Raw genomic sequence first — 20,106 nt, forward strand, 5'->3', positions numbered from 1 at the left:
CTTACTCCCCTTCAACACGCATGATGCTGGCGACACCGCGCACGGTGTCCAGCTTCCGCAGCGCCTCGACGGTCCCCGAAAGGGCGGCGTCGGGCGCGCGGTGGGTGACGACGACGAGGGAGGCCTCGCCGTCCTTGCCCTGCTGACGGACGGTGTCGATGGACACACCGTGCTCCGCGAAGGTCGTCGCCACCTGGGCGAGGACGCCCGGCTTGTCCGCCACATCGAGGCTGATGTGGTAGCGGGTGACGACGTCCCCCATGGGGCTGACCGGCAGCTGGGTGTATGCCGACTCGCCGGGCCCCGTTGCCTGGGCGAGCTTGTTGCGGCAGACCGCGACGAGGTCGCCGAGGACCGCGGACGCGGTCGGAGCGCCGCCCGCGCCGGGTCCGTAGAACATGAGCCGCCCGGCGGCCTCCGCCTCGACGAAGACGGCGTTGTACGCCTCGCGGACGGAGGCGAGCGGGTGGCTGAGCGGGATCATCGCCGGGTGCACGCGGGCGGTGACGGACTCGCCGTCCGCGGCGCGCTCCAGGATCGCGAGGAGCTTGATGGTGCAGCCCATCCGCTTGGCGGAGGCGAAGTCCGCGGCGCTGACCTCGGTCATGCCCTCGCGGTACACGTCGTCCAGGCGGACCCGGGTGTGGAAGGCGATGCCGGCCAGGATCGCGGCCTTGGCGGCAGCGTCGTAGCCCTCTACGTCGGCGGTCGGGTCGGCTTCGGCGTAGCCGAGGGCGGTGGCCTCGTCGAGGGCCTCCTGGTAGCCGGCGCCGGTCGAGTCCATCTTGTCGAGGATGAAGTTCGTCGTGCCGTTGACGATGCCCATCACGCGGTTGATCTTGTCGCCCGCGAGGGACTCGCGCATCGGGCGGACCAGCGGGATGGCGCCGGCGACGGCGGCCTCGTAGTAGAGGTCGAGCCCGTGCGTCTCGGCCGCGGCGTGCAGCGCGGCGCCGTCCTGGGCGAGCAGCGCCTTGTTCGCGGAGACGACGGAGATGCCGTTCTCGAAGGCGGTGGTGATCAGCGTGCGGGCGGGCTCGATGCCGCCGATGACCTCGATGGCCACGTCGATGTCGCCGCGTTTGAGGAGGGCGGTGGCGTCGGTGGTGACGAGCGCCGGGTCGATGCCCTCGCGCACCTTGGAGGGACGGCGCACAGCCACGCCGGCGAGTTCGACGGGCGCGCCGATCCTGGCTGTCAGATCGTCGGCGTGCGTCGTCATGATGCGCGCCACCTCTGAGCCGACCACTCCACAGCCCAGCAGCGCCACCTTCAGCGGACGCGTACGCATCATTCGACCTACGCCTTTCGATCTTCCATCCGTAACCCGTGCGCGGATTGCGCGCGGGTCCTGAACCAGTCTCACTCAATGGACAGGACTTTCCATCCTCGGTCCATTGAGTGAGACACCCGTTGAGATACCTATTTTGGGGGTCCGGGGGCTTTCCCCAGAAATATGGGAATCATCCGAGGTCGAGACGCAGGAGATCTTCCTCCGTCTCGCGCCGGACGATCACCCGCGCCCCGCCGTCGCGCACGGCGACGACGGGCGGGCGCAGGGCGTGGTTGTAGTTGCTGGCCATGGAGCGGCAGTACGCCCCGGTGGCGGGCACGGCGAGGAGGTCCCCGGGCGCGAGGTCGGCCGGCAGGAACGCGTCCTTCACCACGATGTCGCCGCTCTCGCAGTGCTTGCCGACGACGCGGACCAGCATGGGCTCGGCGTCGGAGACGCGGGAGACGAGGGTGACCCCGTACTCGGCGTCGTAGAGGGCGGTGCGGATGTTGTCGGACATGCCGCCGTCGACGGAGACGTAGGTGCGCAGGCCTTCGAGGGGCTTGATCGTGCCCACCTCGTACAGGGTGAACGCCGTCGGGCCGACGATCGCGCGGCCGGGTTCGACGGAGATGCGGGGCGCCTTGAGCCCGGCGCTCTCGCACTCCCGCGCCACGATCTCGGTGAGGGCCTTGGCGATCTCGTGCGGCTCGCGGGGGTCGTCGGCGGAGGTGTAGGCGATGCCGAGGCCACCGCCGAGGTCGATCTCGGGCAGCTCGACGCCGTGCTCGTCGCGTACGGCGGCCAGCAGCTGGATGACCCGCTTGGCGGACACCTCGAAGCCGGCCATGTCGAAGATCTGGGAGCCGATGTGGGAGTGGACCCCGAGCAGGTCGAGGCTCTCGTGCCCGAGCGCCCGCCGCACGGCCTCGGCGGCGGACCCGTCGGCCACGGCGATGCCGAACTTCTGGTCCTCGTGCGCGGTCGCGATGAACTCGTGCGTGTGCGCTTCCACGCCCACGGTCACCCGGATCTGCACGGGCTGGCGCACGCCCAGCTCACGGGCGATGTGCGCGACGCGGGCGATCTCCTGGAAGGAGTCGAGGACGATACGGCCGACGCCGGCCTCGACGGCCCGGCGGATCTCGGCCTCGGACTTGTTGTTGCCGTGGAAGGCGATCCGCGCGGCGGGCATCTCGGCGGCGAGGGCGGTCGCCAGTTCGCCGCCGGAACACACGTCCAGGTTCAGCCCCTCTTCCTTCAGCCACTTCACGACGGCCTTGGAGAGGAACGCCTTGCCGGCGTAGAAGACGTCCGCGTCCTTGCCGAAGGCGTGCGCCCAGGCGCGGCAGCGGGCACGGAAGTCCTCTTCGTCGAGGAAGTAGGCGGGGGTCCCGAACTCCTCGGCCAGCCGGGTCACTTCCATCCCGCCGACGCGGACCACCCCGTCGTCGTTGCGGGTGACGGTACGCGCCCAGACCTTCTCGTCCAGCACGTTCAGGTCGGCGGGCGGCGGGGCGTAGTGGCCCTCGGGCAGGACGTCGGCGTGGCGGGGCCCGGCGGGGTGCGCGGAACGGCTCATCGGAATCTCTCTTCGCGGGTCACAGGAAGTCGGGGGCGTCTACGCCGAGCAGGGCCAGGCCGCCGGCCAGCACCGTCCCGGCGGCTTCGGCGAGGGCCAGCCGGGCACGGTGGGCGGCCGAGGGTTTCTCGTCCCCTCGGGGCAGGACGTGGTGCTGGTGGTCGAGGAGCACGTCGGCGACGGTGACGAGGTGCCGGACGAGCCGCTCGGGGGCCCGGTGGTGCGCGGCGGCTTCGAGGACGAGCGGGTACTCGGCGATCACCCGCACCAGCTCGCGACCGACTCCACTCTCTCCGCTCTCTCCGCTCTCTCCGCTCTCTCCGGGTTCGGCCTCGAACCCGAGCAGAGCGGCGTTGCGGCCCAGGGCGCGGGCGCGGGCGTGGGCGTACCGCACCCGGAAGAGCTCGTTGGACTCGTCCTGGACGAGGAGGCCGGGCCCGAAGGCGGGGGTCTCCCGGGCCGGGACGCAGAGCATGGCCCAGCGGGCGGCGTCCTGCCCGTAGGCGGCGATCACGTCGCCGTCACGCCGGGCGACGGGGGCCAGGGGGGTGATCCCGGAGCCCTGCTCCTGCCCCTGGGACCTCATGATCCGCCCGACGGCCTCGCGCACGGCCCGTTCGCGCGGCCCGACGCGGGGAGCCCAGCAGAAGGGGTCGGCCTCGCCGCCGCCGTCCGCGTACCCGTACCGGTTCCCGGCGCTCAGGACCTCGCGTACGAGGGCGGCCTCGGAGCGGGCGGCGAGGGTGAAGTTCAGGAACCCGGCTCCGGTGACGTCGACGTGTGCGATCCCGGGCTCCTCGGCGAGCAGCCGGGCCAGCACGTCCGCCACGTCGCGGGGGACGCGGGCGGCCCCCTTGGCCACGTGGAAGGCGACGGGTGTGGCGTACTCCCCCACCCCGCCGGGCCGCGTCCGCTCGACGACGACCCGCTCGGGCACGCACCCACCGCCCAGCTCACCGCTCTCGACGGCACGGCGTACGGCGTGTACGACGGCACGAGAGAGGTCGGCGGGGATCACGTCACCCAGCCTAGGGGAGAAGCCCCGTCGGCCCGCACCGGGTTTCGCCATGTGAACAGCCATGTGAACGGACCCGGGACCAGACCCCCGAACAGACCCCTGAACCGCCCCCCGAACCGCCCCCGGCCGGCCGCGCGAAAAGGAGCCCTCAGGCCCCTCTGCCGGCCGGCGCGCCCTTCCGCTCACGGCGGTCCTTGCGCTCGACGAGCCTGCGCACGATGCGCACCAGCTCGGCGGGCTCGAAGGGCTTGGCGAGGAACGCGTCGACCCCGGCGGCGATCCCGGCCTCGACCTCGTGCTGGGTGCAGGCACTCACGATGGCGACGGGCAGGTGCCGCGTCCGCGGATCGGCCCGCAACTGCGCGGCCGCCCCGAACCCGTCCAGCCGCGGCATGACCACATCAAGGGTGATCGCATCGGGCTGCACCCGGTGAACGATGTCCAGACACTCGGCACCATCGCTCGCGGTCACGACCTCGAAGCCCTCCAGCTCGAGATTGACCTTGATCAGCTGCCGGATGACCTTGTTGTCGTCGACAACAAGCACCCGGCCCGAGGCGCCTGGCACAACTTGAGGGTAGGTCGCCCTAAGCCCCCGCGTCCGGGTTTTCGCCACTTCCACCCCCTCCGGGCGACCGACCCCCCTCTCCCGCCCAAATGGGTTCCTGATCACCCCACGGAAGCTGGTAGTGTTCAACCCGTCGCCGCAACGCGAACGACACGCCCCCGTAGCTCAGGGGATAGAGCAACGGCCTCCGGAGCCGTGTGCGCAGGTTCGAATCCTGCCGGGGGCACTTCGCAAGAAGTGCCCAAGAAGCCCCTGACCTGCAGAAATGCAAGTCGGGGGCTTTCTGTTTACCCGCGCGTTCGGCGATCTCGGTGGGATCGACACCGGCGTTCAGCCAGGTGTACAGGGTCGAGTCACACAGGTCGCAAGGGCGGGCGGCAAGGGGTGGCGCCACCAAGCCCGGCAAGAAGGCGAGTTCGCGGGCCTTGCGCCAGGCACGGACGGGCGGGTGGCATGAAGGACCCCGCTGCCCCGCCCCTCGGTCGGACGGGTACATACAGATGCGCCGGGACGAAGAGGGCGCCGACCTCGTGAGCGCCCTGGTGAAGGCGCACAAGTGGATCGCGGCCGAGATCTCGCTCGGTTCCAGCCGCTACTTCCACCACGAGGGGCGCTGGTTCGAGTTCGGGGATCAGCACCTGGAAGGCATGGCGGGAAGTCGACACCCTGCTGACGACTCCGGCCGGTCTCGGCTCCCGGCCTGGACGTCCGAGTTCAAGACGGAGGGTGTCTACAACCTGGAGGCGGCGAAACACGGTTACCTCTGGCTGAACCGACAACTCATCAGGACCCCCAGCATCCAGACGGTTTTGAGGCGGCTGACCTCCTGGCCCCGGTCGGCACCCTGATCCATGTGAAGCGCGCCACTTGGACCGCCTTCCTCCACGAGTTCAACCTCAGTGGCCGACCGAGGTGAGTGCGGCGGCCAGCACGCGGGCGCTCGCGGGGACGCCGCGGGCCGGTTCACCGTAGACGGCGTGAGCCTGGTCCAGGGTGGGCAAGAGGCTCGGGGCGCGGTCGGTGGGGGCGCGGTCGAGGAGCGTGGTGCCGGTTTCGGCCTCCTGGGTGGGGGCGTAGCCCGCGGTACGGAGGGCGGTGAGGGTCTCCTCGGGGGGTGCTGTGGAGATCAGGACCGTGGGGGCGATGCGGCGCAGGCGGAGTTTGGCCAGGCCGCGGGCCTGGGCCACCTCGGCGATCAGGGCGGTGTCGTCCGAGCGGATGCAGCAGGCGGAGCGGACGACCTTGAGTTGTCCGTGGGTGCGGGCGGTGTCTTTGATCGTGTAGGCCAGTGGTTGGGGGAGGGGGGTGTCGCGCTCGCTTGCCGCCGTGAGGCGGTCGAGTAGTTCGTCTGCGCTCCAGCCGGCGTCCAGGGCCCGGCGGATGGAGGTTGCCGTGATGCGCCAGACCACCGCGTGACCCTCGGACTCGATGTCCCCGACCGCAGAGAGCAGGTCGGCGAGGGCGGGCGCGGGCGCCCCGGTGACCGTGGCGGTCAGGTCGCTCTGGAACCGGGCCGTGTCGCTGGGCTCGGGCAGCGCTGCGTACAGCTCCTCGCGGAGGGTGGTCACCGCCTTCGCCAGGGTGGGGCGGAGGGAGAGGTCTTCGCCCAGGCCCTCCGAGCCACGGGCGGACGGGTCGGAGTCCGCGCCGGGCACTGCCGGGTAGTGGTGGGCGGCTCCCGCCTCCAGCAGTCGGCACAGGGCCCGCCCGACGGGGGTGAGCGCGCCGTGAGCGACCACGCCGAGCAGGGCCGCCTCTGCCAGGGTGGCCGCCATGCGGTCGAGGACTCCGTCCAGGCCGGTCAGTTCCCCCGTGGCGTCTGCGGCCAGGTGAGCGCGCAGGGCGGGCTGGAACCATGCGGCCAGGGCGAGCAGTTCGGTGTATCCGCGCGCGTTCGCGGTCAGCCCGTGTCCGTCGGGGAGGATGGCAAGCGCTCGCAGGACCCCGGCGCGGAGGGTCACGGCGTCCTCGTCCTGCGGGCTGATGAGCGCGACCGGGGTCTCGTCGGGGTCCGGCCAGTGGCTGAGTACTTCGGGGACCACGGCCCAGGCTGCCAGGAGCGGCAGCAGTTTGCCCGCGGGCGAAGCGGCGGCCCAGGCGTCGTAGCGGTCGCTGGGCAGCAGCCGGGCGGAGGGCTTGGGGGCCTTGGGGTTCCGGCGGCCCCGGGGAGCGGGGGCCGGTTCGTCGTCCTGCGGCGCGGCCAGGCCTGCGTTCACCGCGAGGTCCAGCCACAGCCGGGTGCCGACCTCATCGGCCCCGGCCGCCTTGGCCAGCCTCCGGGTGTCCCGTACGGCGATCCCGCCCGCCTTCCGGATCGCGACCGGCTCGGCGGCCAGCGCCCGCAGGACCAGTTCGGCCCGCCAGGCGGCCGCCGCGGCGGCCGTGCCGCCCTCACCCTCCCAGCCGGACGGCAGCGGCGCGGTGGCGGTGAACGGCTCTGGTTCCAGCCGGGGGCTGGGTGCCGCGCCACCTTCGCGGAGCGCACGGGCGACCTCGTACGGAAGCTCCACCAGGTCGAGATCGACGGGGACCAGTAGTCCGCGCTCGGCCAGCCAGTCGGTGCCCTCGTCGCCGCTGCCGCCCTCCCGGAAGACGTACTTGGCGTCCGGGCCCGCGTACTGCGACCCGTACCGGCCGACGAAGCAGTGGGTCCGCAGCAGCGGCGGACCGGGTACCAGGTGGTCCAGCAACTCCAGTGCCCGGGCCGGGGCGTCCGCCACCAGTACCCGCACCCGGACGGGATCGGCGAGCAGAGCGACGATCAGCTCCTGGGCCTCGTCACGGGTACGGGCCGCGCCCTCGCCGAAGAGGTTTGCGGCGATCCGCTTGATCTCGGGGGCGTTGTAGGCGCAGGTCAGCAGCCGGTTGGCGGTGCGCCCGTAACCGTCGAACCCCGTGGCCCGAACAAGCAACAGCGGCGGCAGCGCCAGTTTCCCCTTGGGCGCGGGGAGCAACAGCGCGCGCTCCCGCAGTCGGGTGAGTGTGTGTTCCGCCCGCTGCCGCTTCTCCCCCGGCTCGAACCAGGCCAGTACGTCCCGCTCGGGCACCAGTCGGTCCGCGGGTTCCACCGGGGGAACGGGCTTCCGCTGTTGCCAGGGATATCCGGGCCCGTCCTCGGCCTCGCCACCGACTGCGGGGCCGTGCCGCTCCAGAGCAAGGGCGGCGATGGAAGCGAGCAATTCCAGTTCTCCGGCGGTGCCCGCCATCAGGCCCTGGCCCACCGACTCGTCGGTGAGCAAGTGTTCGGCGAGCTCGCGGAGGGTGGTGATCCGTCGGTACCCGGCGGCGAGCGGCAGATCCCGCTCCTCCAGCAACGCGGTCAGCCGCTCGGGGTCCAGGGTGCCCAGCCATTTCGCGAGGGCGGTACGCGCATTCACCCGGCCAGGCTAGCGCCGCCCGATCACCCCTCGGGGGTGAACCGGCCGTGCCCGTCCCCTCAGACCGCCGCGCTCAGTGGCGGCGCAGGTACATCACCATGCCTGCCCCGGCGGTTTCCCTGACTACTGCCAAGCACGAACAAGGTCTTCCGGACCCCAGTGCGCCGCAAGAGGCAGACCGGCCTCGACACCAGAACGGGACACCGCCACCAGCGCCGTGCCCGGCTCGGCGCCGGGCACGGCGAGCATGTCCCGCACCAGAGCGTCGTACTCACGCCGGCCGAACGGCTGCGACTCCAACCACTTCACCGAGCCGATGAAGTGGACCCGCCCTGCCACGGGTTCACGGTCGGCTCCGATCAGGTCGATCTCCGGGTTGTTCTGCCGGTTCCACCAACCGCCGACCGCCTCCGTCTGCGGCCACCTCTCATCGGGCAGCAGGCGCAGCAGCGACTCACGGACGACCGGCTCGACGGCCCGGCCCCGCCAGGTCGTCCACGACCGCTCAATGCGCTCCAGCGCCAGATCACCGCGGCCGCGCTCGATGAGCGGGATCCCGCGCTGCAGGAAGGCCAGCCAGAACCGGAGATAGGGATCGGCGATGCGGTAGCGCTTGTTCTTGCTGTCCGCCTTGATTGAGAGCGGCAGGTCAGCGGCCAGGACCCGCTTGGCCAGCAGCGTGTTCAACAGCGGAGACAGCGTGCCCGAGGGCAGCGCGCCGGCACCACCGGCTTGCGCGGCAATGGTGGAGAAGGTCCGCTCGCCACTGCCGACCGCTTCCAGGATCGCGCGCGAGTGGGACGCCTCGGGAAACTCCCCCAGCAGCGACAGCTCGCCCGCCACCAACAGCGGCGCAAGTGGGTTGGACACAGCCTCGCGCAGGAAATCTCTGCGGCCCATCCCCGGCCGCCAGGACTGAACGATCTCCGGGAACCCTCCGGTGATCAGCAGCGCGTCCACCGCTTCCGCCGCGTCCAGACCGGTCATCGCCTGCACATCGGCCAGATGCAGCGGCCGTACGGTCATCTTGGCCGCCCGGCCGAAGAACGGGCGGCCATAGGACTGCAGCGCCTCCATCACCGACATGTCACTGCCGACCAGGATCAGCAGGACCGGCTTGGCGGACAGGTGCCGGTCCCAGACCGTCTGCAGCGCCCCCTCGAACTCGCCGTCCTGTTCCACCAGCCACGGCACCTCGTCGATCACCGCAATGCTCGGGGTGTCGTCCGGAACCGCGACCGCCAGGGAACGCAGGGCCTGGTTCCAGTCGGCGGCCTGCAGCCCGGCCACCAGCTCTGCCCCGGGCAGAGCGGAATGTGCCAGCGTCGCGGCGAAGTCCGCCCGCTCGGTCACGGCGTTGCGTCCCCGGGTCGCCTGGAAGACCACGTACGGGAGCCCGGAACGGTCGCAGAACTCCTGGACCAGACGAGACTTGCCCACCCGGCGCCGCCCCGTCACGATCACAGCCCGACCGCGGGTGGCGCCCGTACCATCGGCCACCAGGCCCAGCTGCCGAGCCAGCTGGTCCAGGTCAGCAGACCTGCCCTTGAACTCCATCAGCGTCACATCCCCAGCGCCCATGAAACATATATTCGATATTACGTAGATTGAATCTTACTTAGATACTAGCTCGCTTCCGGGACACCCCCAGCACCTCAGTGGCTCCCCGGCGGCTTGTCGATGTTTGCGTCGCTGCCCGCCCGGGATAGATGCGGGTGGTGCCGGGCTGGAACGCGCGTGCGGAGATGTTCGTGCAGAACTGGACCGCCCGGCGTTCGGGCGGCTTGGTGTCGCCACGGCAGAGGCCGCCGATGCGCAGGCCCTCGACGAATGTCTCGGGCTCACGCAGGCCGAGGTGATGGAAGCCGTCACTCCAGGTGTAACCCGGCTCCTTGGGGTGGGTGTTGCGGACCCATTGCGCACTCTCCGGCTACAGCGCTTGAGGAATCGGCCCGCCTCAGCGGTCGTCACGCCGCGACCCGTACGGGGCGTGGCGGCCCGGGGCGGCTTCGTCCGGCTCCACCGCTGTGTTGTGGCGCGGCCCGCGCACGCGGCAGGCTGCCGAACGGAGGTCAGGGGGCTTACGTGGTGGGGGACGCCGGGCGGGGGCGGGTGGCCAGGGTGGCGGCTGCCGCGGTCAGGGTGATGAGGCCGCCTGTGGCGAGGGCCCAGCGGGGGCCGTGGTGTTCCGCGAGCAGGCCCGTGAGGAGGGCGCCCAGGGGGGTGCCGCCTTGGAAGATCACCGTGTAGAGGGCCATCACCCGGCCCCGGTAGGCCGGGTCGGTGCCCAGTTGGACGCGGTGGTTCGACGCCTGGGCGAAGTACATCATCGTGAAGCCGGTCAGGGTCAGGAGCAGGCAGGCCGTGGTCAGGGTCGGGGCCAGGCCCGCGAGGGCCTCCGTCGCGCCGAAGGCCAGTGCCGAGCCGGTCACCACCAGGGCCGACGGGCGGCCGCGGCGGGCGGTGGTGGCGAAGGCGGCCAGCAGGGAGCCCGCCGCGAGGGAGCTGCCGAGCAGGCCGAAGGCGGTGGAGTCGGTGTGGAACTCCGTCTTGGCCAGCAGGGGCAGGGTCAGCTGGAAGTTGAACCCGGCCAGGCCCACCACGCCGAGGAGTGCCAGCGGCAGTACGAGGTCGGGGCGCCGGCCGACGTAGCGCAGTCCGTCCGCGACCTTGGGCGCGGCCGGCCGCGCCGCCGGTACGTGCAGTTCCGCCGGGCGCATCAGGGCGACGCTGGCGACCGTGCCGAGGTAGCTGACGGCGTTGATCAGGACGACGGCCGCGACGTCGAGGCGGGCTATGAGGAAGCCCGCGATCGCCGGGCCCACCACGCGGGCGACGTTGAAGTAGGCCGCGCTCATCGCCGAGGCGTTCGGCAGGAGTTCGCCGCCGACCATCTCGCCGACGAACGAGATCCGGGTGGGAGCCTCCACCGCGTTGACGGTGCCCAGGGCCAGGGCGAAGAGCCAGATGTGCCAGAGCCGCACCTCGCCCAGGAGGATCCACAGGCCCAGCGCCAGCGCGAGCACCCCGGACGCGCCGTTGGCGAGCATCAGGAGGCTGCGTTTGCTGTGCCGGTCGGCGAGCCGGCCCCCGTACAGGGTCAGCAGGAGGACGGGGGTGAACTGCAGGGCCGTCACCATCCCCAGGGCGGTGCCCGAGTCGCCGGAGCGTTCCAGGACCAGCCAGTCCTGGGCGATGACCATCATCCAGGTGCACGTGACGGAGAGGAGCTGTCCGAGGACGAACAGCCGGAAGTTGCGCACCGAGAGGGACTGGAAGGTGCGTCTCAAGGTCTCCACGGTTCGGCTGTTCCCCTTCCACGGCGCCGCACGGGCTCGGCGGCACACCTGGGAACACGGTGGTCCCGCCCACTCGATTCTTTCTCGTGACGGTGTTCCGGCCACTTCCGGTGGTCCGTACGAGGGGGGTGGGGCGGGGTTGGTGGGTTTGGGGGGTGGGTGCGGGGCGGGGGCCTGCGTAGGGTGGTCGGACAGGCCGCATTGTGCCGCTGACCAGGGCATTTGCGGGAAAGCAGCGCGTGGAGGATGGGGCGACGAGGATGCGTGAGCTGACGGAGACCGCACGGCAGTGGGTGGCGGAGGGGCGGGTCGCGTTCCTGGCGCGGCCGGTGACCGAGCAGGGGTTCGGGCCGCGCGATCCGGCCGGGGCCGTGCTCGTGGACGCGCGGGGCGAGTGCGTGGGGGCCCTGTACCGCGGGGTGTTCGACGCCGAGCTCGTCGCCGAGGCGGCGGCGCTGGGCGCGGCCGGGAACGCGGAGGGGGCCCGGGTGTGCGAGCTGTCCGTCGGGGCGGGCGAGGCCGTGGAGGCCCGGCTGACCTGCGGCGGGCAGGCGGAGGTGCTGTTGCAGCCGCTCGCGGCGATCCCGGCCGAGTGGTGGGAGCTGCTCGGGGCGGGGGCCGGGGTGGCGCTGGTGACCCGGCTGAACGAGGACGCCGACCGGGCGGAGAGCCGGGTCGTGCGGGCCGGCGGGACGCCCGGCGACGACGCCGAGCGCCGGGCCGGGGAGCTGCTCGGTACGCGCCGGCCCGGCCGGGACGCGCTGTACGGGGGATCCGGGCTGGTGCTCGTGGAGGCGTACCCGTCGGCGCCGCACGTGGTGATCGGCGGGGCCGGGGAGCTGGCCGACGTCATCTCGGCCCAGGCGGCGCTGCTGGGCTGGGAGGCGGTGTGCGTGGAGGGCGCGGCCGAGGCGGAGAAGGTGCTGACCGCCCACCGGGACGCCGCCTGCCTGGTGCTGCTCAGCCACGAGCCCGACTTCGACGTGCCGGCCCTGCGGACGGCGCTCGCGCTCGGGATCCCGTACGTGGGGGCGCTCGGGTCGCGGCGGACCACCGCGCGGCGCCGGGAGGGGCTGGTCGCGGCCGGAATCCGGGAGGCGGAACTGGCCCGGGTGCACGGGCCGATCGGGCTCGATCTGGGCGCCAAGACCCCGGCGGAGACCGCCCTGGCGATCTGCGCCGAGATCCTCGGGGTGCTCGGCGGGCGGGAGGCGCAGGGGCTGCGGGATTCCGACGGACCGTTGAGGTGACGGATCCGTCGAGGGGGCAGGGGCGGGCGGACCGGACGGGGCCGGCCCGGCGGTCCGCTCCCCCGCGGTTCGAAGATTCTTTCGGCCGATTGCATGAAATCCGACCAAACGCGGGAAAATAGGACGTATGAATACGACCCTGATCCCCCTCGCGGCGGACACGACACTGGGCCAGATCGCATGGTTCCTGTTCGTCGGGCTCGGCGTCGTCGGAGTCCTGCTCGGCGGCTTCGCACTGGGCCGGAGGGTGCGCGACCACGAACCCCCGCCCCCCACCCCCGAGAGCCAGCCCCACCTGCCCGACGGCGGTGCGGTGTACGAGGTGCGCGAGGAGCGGGACTACGTCGAGATCCCCGAGGGCGGCCTGCGCCCCCACGAAATGCAGGGGTACGGCAACTTCGGCTCCCGCACYCACAGCCATCCGGACGACGCCCGCGCCGAGCGGGAGGCCGGCTACGAGCTCCCCAAGGGGCCCGGACCGCACGCGCAGCCCGGATCTCCCCCGAACGCGGGGCGCGGCGCCCACGCCTGAGCCGGCCCGCGCCCGACCGGCCCACGCCTGAGCCGGCCCACGCCTGAGCCGGCCCGCGCCCGACCGGCCCGCGTCCGACCGACCCGACCCGACCCGCGCCCGGCGACCTTCGCGCTCCGGCCTCTGACCCGCGGCCCCGCGGGTCAGAGGTCCGTCCGGAGCCGGAGCACCTCCGGCGGCGGATGCCGGGCCGAGCTGCGCCGGACCTCGGCGGCCAGGGGCGGGTCCAGCGGGCGGAACGGTACTTCGCCGAGCCCGATCGCGGTGACCGTGGCCGCGGCGGGGGCCACCTCCCCGAGGGTCGCGACGGCCGCCGCCATCTCCGTACGCAGCCCGGCGGAGAGCGGGCTCGACACCAGCGGCGCCTCGTCGTCCTCTCCCGGCAGCACCAGGACGAGGGCCAGCGGGCGGCGCGGGGTGCCGGTGAAGCCGATCACCGCCGCGTCCGCGATGTCGGTGTGGCGCAGCTTGCGCCAGGAGCGCCGGCCGGCGGGGTAGGACTCGTCGAGCCGCTTCACGACCAGGCCCTCGATGCCGCTGGCGGGCAGGGTCGCGTACCAGGTCTCGGCGAGCTCGGGGTCGGTGGTCATCGGCACCGGCTGGAACGGCGGGCCCAGGGGCAGGAGCAGATCGACCAGGAGCGCCCGGCGGCGTTCGTAGGGGCGGGCGCGGACGTCGAGTCCGGCCAGTTCCAGCACGTCGAAGGCCGCGTACGAGGCCGGCAGGCGTTGCGCGAGCACCGCCGCGCGGGCCGCGCTCGGGGCCGCGGCGCGCCGCTGGACCAGCGCGAAGTCCGTACGGCCCGCGTGCCACACCACCACCTCCCCGTCCAGTACGGTCCCGGCGGGCAGTTCCCGGGCGGCGGCGGCCAGGTCGGGGAAGGCGGCGGTCACGATCCGGCCGGATCGGGCCTGGAGGACCACGTCCTGCGCCGTGCGCACGACGACGAGGCGGTGCCCGTCGAACTTCGGCTCGTACGCCAGCCCTGCCCCGCGCGGCAGGGTGCGCACGGCCGCGGCCAGCGCCACCCGGATCACGGCAGCCTCCCGGCACGGGCGGGGTCGGTCAGGGGGGCCAGCAGATCGCCGTCGCGGGCCAGCCGGGGCGCCATGTCGTCGGCGAGGAAGACCAGGTCGGCGGCGGTCCGACAGCCCTCGACCTCCTCCCAGGAGACGGGTGCGGAGACGGTGGGCAGCTCCCGCGCGCGCAGGGTGTAGGGGGCGGCGRTGGTCTTGGCGGCGGCGTTCTGGCTGTGGTCCACGAACACCTTCCCGGGGCGCAGGGCCTTGGCCATCCGGTGCACGACCAGGCCGGGGAGGGCCGCCTCGGCCTCCTGGGCGAGGGTCTTGGCGTACGCGGACACGCGCGCGGACGGGGTCGGCTCGATCGGGACGGCCAGGTGCAGGCCCTTGGAGCCGGAGGTCTTGGCGTAGGCGTCGAGGCCGTCGGCGGCGAGGCGCCCGCGCAGCCAGCGGGCGGCGGCGCAGCACTCGACGACGGTGGCGGGCGGGCCGGGGTCGAGGTCGAAGACGATCCGGTCGGCGACGGCGGGCCGGCCGGCCGTCCACTGGGGGGTGTGGAACTCCACGACGAGGTTGGCGGCCCACATGAGGGTGGGCAGGTCGCGGACGACCACCTGTTCGGCCCGTTCGTCCTCGGAGCGGGGCACGGGGGTGGTCCTCACCCAGGCGGGCGTACCGGGTGGCGGGTTCTTGGTGAAGAAGAGCTGTCCGTCCGGACCGTCGGGATAACGCAGGAAGGAGACCGGCCGGTCGCGGATGTGCGCGAGGAGGGAGTCCGCGACCGTGGCGTAGTAGTGCAGCACCTCGCCCTTGGTGAAGCCGGTCCGCGGGTACAGGACCTTGTCCAGGTTGCTGAGCGCGATGCGACGCCCCTCCACCATGGTGATCGGCGTCATACGATGAGATTGCCACGAATCAGGAGGAACCGTGCGATCCATTTGGAACGGGGCGATCTCCTTCGGCTTGGTCAGCATTCCGATCAAGCTCGTCAACGCCACCGAGAGCCACTCGATCTCCTTCCGTCAGATCCATGTGACCGACGGCGGCCGCGTCCGCTACCGCAAGGTGTGCGAACTCGACGGCGAGGAGGTGCCGGCCGCCGAGATCGGCAAGGGGTACGAGGAGGCCGACGGGTCGATCGTCCCGATCACGGACGAGGACCTGGCGCGGCTGCCGATCCCGACCGCGAAGACGATCGAGATCGTGTCGTTCGTGCCGGCCGAGGAGATCGATCCGTTGCAGATGGACGCCGCCTACTACCTCGCGGCGAACGGCGCCACGGCGGCGAAGCCGTACACGCTGTTGCGGGAGGCGCTGAAGCGGAGCCGGAAGGTGGCGATCGCCAAGTACGCGCTGCGGGGGCGGGAGCGGCTCGGCATGCTGCGGGTCGTCGACGACGTGATCGCCATGCACGGGCTGCTGTGGCCGGACGAGATCCGGCAGCCTGAGGGCGTGGCCCCCGAGGCGTCGGTGACCGTACGGGAGGCCGAACTCGACCTGGCCGACGCCCTGATGGCCACCCTGGGCGAGGTGGAGATCGCCTCGCTGCACGACGACTACCGCGATGCCGTGGAGGCCATGCTCGCGGCGAAGACGGGCGAGGGGTTCGAGCCGGCGGAGGCGGTGGTGGAGCCGGCCGGCGGCCAGGTGATCGACCTGATGGCGGCGCTGGAGAGCAGCGTACGGGCGGCCAGGGCGTCCCGGGCCGGGGGTTCCGGGGACTCCTCGGAGTCCGGGGCTCCGGCGGAGGTGACGCCGATCCGCGGCCGCAGGACGCCGGCGGCGAGCGCTCCCGCGCCCAAGGCGGTGGGCGGGAAGAAGTCGACGGCGTCGACGGGCGCGGCGAAGAAGACGGCGGCCGGGGCGAAGGCGGCCGCCGGGGGGAAGAAGAGCACCTCCACGGCCAAGAGGGCCGCCACGGCCAAGGGCGCAGGCACGGCCGGGTCGGGGGCCAAGTCCGGAGGCGGTGCAGGGGCGGGGTCCCGGACCCGGACCACCAAGTCCACCTCCACCGCGAAATCGGCTTCGGCCGCCAAGTCGGCCGGGACCGGCAGGGCTTCGGCCTCCGGCGCGGGCGCCGCGAAGAAGGCAGCGCCCCGCAAGCGGAGTTCGGCCTGAGGCGTCCGGACTCGGGCCCCGGGCCCGAGGAATCCGGCCCGGACACCAGGCCTGAGCGGTCCGGCCCGGACACCAGGCCCGAGCGGTCCGGCCCGGACCCCAAGCCCGAGCGGTCCGGCCCGGACCCCAAGCCCGAGCGGTCCGGCCCGGACCCCAAGCCCGAGCGGATCCGGACTCGGTGGTCCGGCCTACGGGGTGGACCAGGTGGGGTGGGTGCGGGCCAGGGTGAAGAGGGCCTCCACGTCCGGGAGTTTGAGGGTGGCGGGGGCGGCCGTCAGGACGGCGGAGAAGGTGGCGGGCTGGAGGACGAGGATGTCCCGGACCGTCGGGGCCACGTCGACCCGGGAGGCGTCCGCGAGCGCCAGGACGGGAGTGACCTGGGCGGTCAGCGCCCGGCCCGCGCGGGCCGCCGCCCGGCGGATCCACCGGGGGTCCGGACGCGGCTCGGCACGGCCCACCGTCAGCAGCAGGTCGCCGACTTTGGCGCGCTGGCGGCGCCCCGGGACCGTGCGGACGGCGAACACGCCCGGGGGCCCGATGAGCAGGTGGTCCAGCATCCCGAGGCCCGGCAGCGGGATGTCGTGCAGGGCCCGCCAGTCCTCTTCCTCCAGGGCGTCGGATTCCGCCCCGATCCGCTGCCGCGCCTGGAGTTCCTGACGCATCCGGTGCCGGGCCCGGCTGCCGGGCGATCCGTACGCGAGTTCGCCGAGCAGGGTCTCCCCGGGGCGGTTCGGGGCCAGGTCCCGGTCGGGCGGGAGGGTGAGCCGGAGCAGTTCGGCGGCAGTGGGGACCGGCGGCGGCCCGATGGTCCAGTCCCCGCTCAAGTACGGGCGCAGGGCCGCCAGGACCGCCGCGCGCCGGTCGTCCGCGAGGACGCTGATCCGGTTGGTCCGCCGGTCGTACCAGGCCACCGCGCGGCCGTCGGAACCGTTGACGTAGAGCCGGCCGCGGCCGGGCCGGCCGCTCGGAAGCACCTTGAGTCCACTCATCGGCCTCACCCCCCGTCGTCCATGGGAGCAGCCGGGGCGGCCTACGGCAATCCCTCCGTTGTGTAACAGCTCCGTCGGCTCCTTGCGGCCTGCCCGTTACAAGACCATCGCTCCCCCGCAACGGCCGGCGCCTATTTTTATGGCGCCCGGACCCTCCGGGCCTCCCTGACCCATGCCGAAGGAATCCCGTGAGTACCCTCAGCCGCCGCTCGACCGTTCGCGCCGCCGCCGTGACCGCATGCGTCGCCGGTCTGCTGGCGCTGCCCGCGGCCACGGCCGTCGCCGAGGGGAGGCCGGCGGCGTCGGGGGCACAGCGGACGCTGGTCAAGAGCATCTCCCTGGCGGACGGCCGCTCGACCGCGAAGGTGTACCGCCTCGCCAAGGACGCGTACCAGGCCGACATCATGCGCTCGGGCTCCACGGTGGCCACGCTGACCAGCCGGGACGGAACCACCGGCTTCGGCGGGTCCGGCGAGCTGCACGCCGCGCTTCGGCCCGACGGGCGGCTGTCCTCCTGGGTCGGCGAGACCCGCCCGCAGGACGGCTCCCACGCGGTGGCCGGCGACGGGTACAAGACCGGGACCCGGCACGGGAGCGGTGCGGGTGGCGGCCGGGTGCTGCCCGCCTCCGTCGAGGACGGCGGCGGGCGGGGCGGTACGGGGACCGGCGCGGGAACCGGCACGGCTACCGGGACCGTGCAGACCCTGCGGCTGAACACGCTGGCCGACGGGCCCGGCGACGGCGCGCTGCTGCTCGCCGCGGGCGGCGGTATCGCGGCCGTGGGCGCGGCCGGGCTGGGCTTCGCGATGCTGCGGCGGGGGCGGACGGACGGCTGAGCGCGCGGCCGGGCCGGGCCCCGGGCTGCCGGGTGCCGTCGGGTTCCGCCGGGTCGCACCGGTCCCCGCTGATCGCTGTCGCCGGGTGCCCGACGGGTGCCGTCGGGTGCGGCCGCCGTGGAGTCCGTACCGCGGACAGGGCGGCAAAAGGGATGTACCTCCGCATAAGGTTGCTTCGACCGGAGTCGATCGTACGCAGCGCCGAGGAGGGCCCGTCACCGTGCGAATACCGCTGTCGCGTGCGGGTGCCGCCCTGTGCGGGCTCCTGCTGCCGCTTCCGCTGCTCGCGGGCTGCGGGAACACCGGCGGGCTCGCCACCGCCGGGCCCACCCCGACGGCGAGCGGACCCGTACACCTGTGGCCGGAGCGGGCGGGCGCCGAGGTGCCGCCCGCCGATCCCGGGGGCGCGCCGCCGGAGTACGTCCAGGGCCTGCCGCGGGTCGTCGACCAGGACGTGCGCGGCGTCGACCCGGTGGCCCTGGTCCAGGCGGAGCTGAGGGCACGGCCCGGGAAGGTGACCGGGGCCGACGGGATGCCGGCGGAGACCGCTGCGGCGATCAGGGCGTGCGGGACCGCGGGCCAGGAGCCGGGGCAGTGCCCGGTGCGCCGGCCGTACTACCGGGACCTCACGGGGAACGGCAAGGACGAGGTCGTGGTGGGCATCGAGCTCCCGGACAAGATGATGTCCGTGCGGGTCTACACGGCCGACCCCGACGGCCGGCTCAACCGCATCATGGCGACCACCCAGACCGTCATCGCCGTCGAGCTGGCCGGAGGGGACGTGATCCTGCGGGCGCCGAGCGGCAACCCGGGGTACGAACTGATCACCGCCTGGTCCTGGGACGAGGGGCAGAAGACGATGCTGCCGACGTGGGAGCAGATCGTACGGGTGCCCGCGGCGCCATCGCCAGGGGCGTCCGTGACGGCCGGTGCGGGTGCCGGTACGGGTGCCGGGAGTGCGCCGTGAGGCGGGTGCTGCCCGCGTGGACGGCCACGCTCACCTGGAAGTCGGCGTGCTTCATCGTGGTGATGTGCTGCTCGCTGGCGGCCGTGCTGGGACTGCTCGTGCACGCCGAGGTGACCCGGCAGACCGTCGCGACCGCCCGCGACAAGGCGCTGGCGAAACTGCACGACGCCGCCCGCGCCTACGAGGCGGGCGAGGCCCTGCCACCCGATTCGGGCATCGATCCGCCAGGGCTGCCGCCGGAGCTGCGGGCCCTGGCGGTGAGCGGGCAGCGGGCCACCGTCGTCGCGGACCACCTGGGGGAGCCCGTGATGTGGGCCGCCGCCCCGGCGGACGGGCGGGCGCTGGCCACCGCGATCGACTACGGGCAGAGCGCACGGACGATCCGGGGGCTGGACAACGCCATCATCGGCTCCTCGATGCTGGCCATCGGCGGAACGCTGCTGGTGGGCGCCTTCGCCGTGACCCGCGTGACGCGCAGGCTGCACCAGACGGCGACGGTCGCCCGGCGGATCACCGCCGGCGACCTGGACGCGCGGGTCGGCGACCGGCGCACGACCGATCCCTCGCGGCACCAGGACGAGGTCTCCACGGTGGCCGGGGCACTGGACACGATGGCGGGCACCCTCCAGGCGAAGCTGCTGAGCGAGCAGCGGTTCACGGCCGATGTCGCGCACGAGTTGCGTACGCCGCTGACCGGGCTGCAGGCGGCGTCGGAGCTGCTGCCGGAGGGGCGGCCGACGCAGCTGGTGCGGGAGCGCGTGCGGACGATGCGGCAGCTGACCGAGGACCTGCTGGAGATCTCCAGGCTGGATTCGGGGAGCGAGCGGGTGGACACGGATCTGCACCAGCTGGCGCGGCTGGCGCGGAGGGTGGTGCGGGCGTCGGGGACGGACACGGAGGTCGTCGTCGTCAGGGACGCGCACGTGGAGACGGACCGGCGGCGGCTGGAGCGGGTGCTGGGGAACCTGGTCGCGAACGCGCACAAGCACGGGCGGGGGCCGGTGGTGGTGACGGTGGACGGGCCGGTGGTGACCGTACGGGACCACGGGGACGGGTATCCGGACTACCTGCTCGCGCACGGGCCGCAGCGGTTCCGGAGCGGGGGGAAGGGGCACGGGCTGGGTCTGACGATCGCGGTGGGGCAGGCGGAGGCGATCGGTGCGGGGCTGGAGTTCCGGGAGGCGGAGGGGGGCGGGGCGCTGGCGGTACTGACGTTGCCGTAGCCCTGGCCGGGCGGGGTCGGGGGGTGCCCTCGGCGGGCGCGGGGCCGTAGCC

17 protein-coding genes and 1 tRNA gene are annotated in these 20,106 nt (G+C 73.1%); 8 read left to right on the forward strand and 10 right to left on the reverse strand.

Annotated features, from left to right (window positions below; translation table 11 throughout):
• Position 1: 1 nt before the first annotated feature.
• The 4 genes from AB4039_RS16100 to AB4039_RS16115 form a co-directional block, all read right to left on the reverse strand.
• Positions 2 to 1,294 (reverse strand): homoserine dehydrogenase, encoded by a 1,293-nt coding sequence (locus AB4039_RS16100; RefSeq protein ID WP_266842322.1) that lies wholly within the window; start codon positions 1,292 to 1,294, stop codon positions 2 to 4.
• A 169-nt stretch (positions 1,295 to 1,463) separates the two neighbouring features.
• Entirely contained in the window at positions 1,464 to 2,855 is a 1,392-nt protein-coding gene (gene lysA, locus AB4039_RS16105) for a diaminopimelate decarboxylase (RefSeq protein ID WP_442271012.1), read from the reverse strand.
• 19 nt (positions 2,856 to 2,874) lie between these two features.
• On the reverse strand, positions 2,875 to 3,873 hold the full coding sequence (gene nrtL / locus AB4039_RS16110; protein ID WP_442271013.1) for an ArgS-related anticodon-binding protein NrtL: 999 nt from the start codon (positions 3,871 to 3,873) through the stop codon (positions 2,875 to 2,877).
• 148 nt (positions 3,874 to 4,021) lie between these two features.
• The gene (locus AB4039_RS16115; protein WP_442271019.1) at positions 4,022 to 4,543 is read right to left on the reverse strand and encodes a response regulator; all 522 of its coding nucleotides are present in this window, start codon (positions 4,541 to 4,543) and stop codon (positions 4,022 to 4,024) included.
• A gap of 52 nt (positions 4,544 to 4,595) precedes the next feature.
• Between AB4039_RS16115 and AB4039_RS16120 the strand changes: the two genes are divergently transcribed.
• Together AB4039_RS16120 and AB4039_RS16125 are read left to right on the forward strand one after the other, a co-directional pair.
• Positions 4,596 to 4,667 (forward strand) — tRNA-Arg (locus AB4039_RS16120).
• Between the two features lie 274 nt (positions 4,668 to 4,941).
• Complete coding sequence (locus AB4039_RS16125) at positions 4,942 to 5,289, forward strand: DUF6119 family protein (protein ID WP_442271014.1); 348 nt, start codon at positions 4,942 to 4,944, stop codon at positions 5,287 to 5,289.
• Between the two features lie 48 nt (positions 5,290 to 5,337).
• Here the strand turns inward: AB4039_RS16125 and AB4039_RS16130 are convergent, their stop codons facing one another.
• The 3 genes from AB4039_RS16130 to AB4039_RS16140 form a co-directional block, all read right to left on the reverse strand.
• Positions 5,338 to 7,818, reverse strand: coding sequence for a helicase-associated domain-containing protein (locus tag AB4039_RS16130; protein ID WP_442271015.1), 2,481 nt, complete (start codon positions 7,816 to 7,818; stop codon positions 5,338 to 5,340).
• A 123-nt stretch (positions 7,819 to 7,941) separates the two neighbouring features.
• Complete coding sequence (locus AB4039_RS16135; RefSeq protein ID WP_442271020.1) at positions 7,942 to 9,375, reverse strand: ATP-binding protein; 1,434 nt, start codon at positions 9,373 to 9,375, stop codon at positions 7,942 to 7,944.
• Positions 9,376 to 9,899: 524 nt separating this feature from the next.
• Complete coding sequence (locus AB4039_RS16140; RefSeq protein ID WP_442271016.1) at positions 9,900 to 11,117, reverse strand: MFS transporter; 1,218 nt, start codon at positions 11,115 to 11,117, stop codon at positions 9,900 to 9,902.
• Positions 11,118 to 11,377: 260 nt separating this feature from the next.
• On the opposite strand from AB4039_RS16140, the gene AB4039_RS16145 reads away from it, so the two are divergent.
• Together AB4039_RS16145 and AB4039_RS16150 are read left to right on the forward strand one after the other, a co-directional pair.
• Positions 11,378 to 12,367 (forward strand): XdhC family protein, encoded by a 990-nt coding sequence (locus AB4039_RS16145; protein WP_442271017.1) that lies wholly within the window; start codon positions 11,378 to 11,380, stop codon positions 12,365 to 12,367.
• 127 nt (positions 12,368 to 12,494) lie between these two features.
• Complete coding sequence (locus tag AB4039_RS16150) at positions 12,495 to 12,899, forward strand: DUF6479 family protein (RefSeq protein ID WP_266842292.1); 405 nt, start codon at positions 12,495 to 12,497, stop codon at positions 12,897 to 12,899.
• A gap of 143 nt (positions 12,900 to 13,042) precedes the next feature.
• On the opposite strand, the gene AB4039_RS16155 is transcribed toward AB4039_RS16150, so the two are convergent.
• Positions 13,043 to 13,933, reverse strand: coding sequence for an ATP-dependent DNA ligase (locus tag AB4039_RS16155; RefSeq protein WP_442271021.1), 891 nt, complete (start codon positions 13,931 to 13,933; stop codon positions 13,043 to 13,045).
• On the reverse strand, positions 13,933 to 14,817 hold the full coding sequence (ligD, locus tag AB4039_RS16160) for a non-homologous end-joining DNA ligase (protein WP_442271018.1): 885 nt from the start codon (positions 14,815 to 14,817) through the stop codon (positions 13,933 to 13,935). The genes AB4039_RS16155 and ligD overlap by 1 nt, the downstream gene beginning before the upstream one ends.
• Before the next feature lie 31 nt (positions 14,818 to 14,848).
• On the opposite strand from ligD, the gene ku reads away from it, so the two are divergent.
• A complete protein-coding gene (gene ku / locus AB4039_RS16165) occupies positions 14,849 to 16,039 on the forward strand; it encodes a non-homologous end joining protein Ku (RefSeq protein WP_266842289.1) in 1,191 nt (396 codons plus the stop codon).
• A 188-nt stretch (positions 16,040 to 16,227) separates the two neighbouring features.
• Here ku and AB4039_RS16170 read toward each other — a convergent pair whose 3' ends face one another.
• Complete coding sequence (locus AB4039_RS16170; RefSeq protein WP_266842288.1) at positions 16,228 to 17,028, reverse strand: nuclease-related domain-containing protein; 801 nt, start codon at positions 17,026 to 17,028, stop codon at positions 16,228 to 16,230.
• A 188-nt stretch (positions 17,029 to 17,216) separates the two neighbouring features.
• Here AB4039_RS16170 and AB4039_RS16175 point away from each other — a divergent pair, with 188 nt between their 5' ends.
• The 3 genes from AB4039_RS16175 (at position 17,217) to AB4039_RS16185 (ending at position 20,054) form a co-directional block, all read left to right on the forward strand.
• Complete coding sequence (locus AB4039_RS16175; protein WP_266842286.1) at positions 17,217 to 17,864, forward strand: hypothetical protein; 648 nt, start codon at positions 17,217 to 17,219, stop codon at positions 17,862 to 17,864.
• A 220-nt stretch (positions 17,865 to 18,084) separates the two neighbouring features.
• Complete coding sequence (locus AB4039_RS16180; RefSeq protein ID WP_266842285.1) at positions 18,085 to 18,831, forward strand: hypothetical protein; 747 nt, start codon at positions 18,085 to 18,087, stop codon at positions 18,829 to 18,831.
• Positions 18,828 to 20,054 carry a sensor histidine kinase gene (locus tag AB4039_RS16185; protein ID WP_266842283.1) on the forward strand — a complete coding sequence of 409 codons (1,227 nt, stop codon included), beginning with the start codon at positions 18,828 to 18,830 and terminating at the stop codon, positions 20,052 to 20,054. The genes AB4039_RS16180 and AB4039_RS16185 overlap by 4 nt, the downstream gene beginning before the upstream one ends.
• The last annotated feature ends 52 nt before the right edge of the window (positions 20,055 to 20,106 follow it).

The sequence above is a fragment of the Streptomyces sp. M-16 genome (genome assembly GCF_052114405.1).
GTDB lineage: Bacteria > Actinomycetota > Actinomycetes > Streptomycetales > Streptomycetaceae > Streptomyces.

Coding starts and splice junctions, on each gene's coding strand:
- AB4039_RS16100 (WP_266842322.1), bottom strand. CDS start 1,294: ATGATGCGTACGCGTCCGCTGAAGGTGGCGCTGCTGGGCTGTGGAGTG.
- lysA (WP_442271012.1), bottom strand. CDS start 2,855: ATGAGCCGTTCCGCGCACCCCGCCGGGCCCCGCCACGCCGACGTCCTG.
- AB4039_RS16125 (WP_442271014.1), top strand. CDS start 4,942: ATGCGCCGGGACGAAGAGGGCGCCGACCTCGTGAGCGCCCTGGTGAAG.
- AB4039_RS16135 (WP_442271020.1), bottom strand. CDS start 9,375: ATGGAGTTCAAGGGCAGGTCTGCTGACCTGGACCAGCTGGCTCGGCAG.
- AB4039_RS16145 (WP_442271017.1), top strand. CDS start 11,378: ATGCGTGAGCTGACGGAGACCGCACGGCAGTGGGTGGCGGAGGGGCGG.
- AB4039_RS16170 (WP_266842288.1), bottom strand. CDS start 17,028: ATGAGTGGACTCAAGGTGCTTCCGAGCGGCCGGCCCGGCCGCGGCCGG.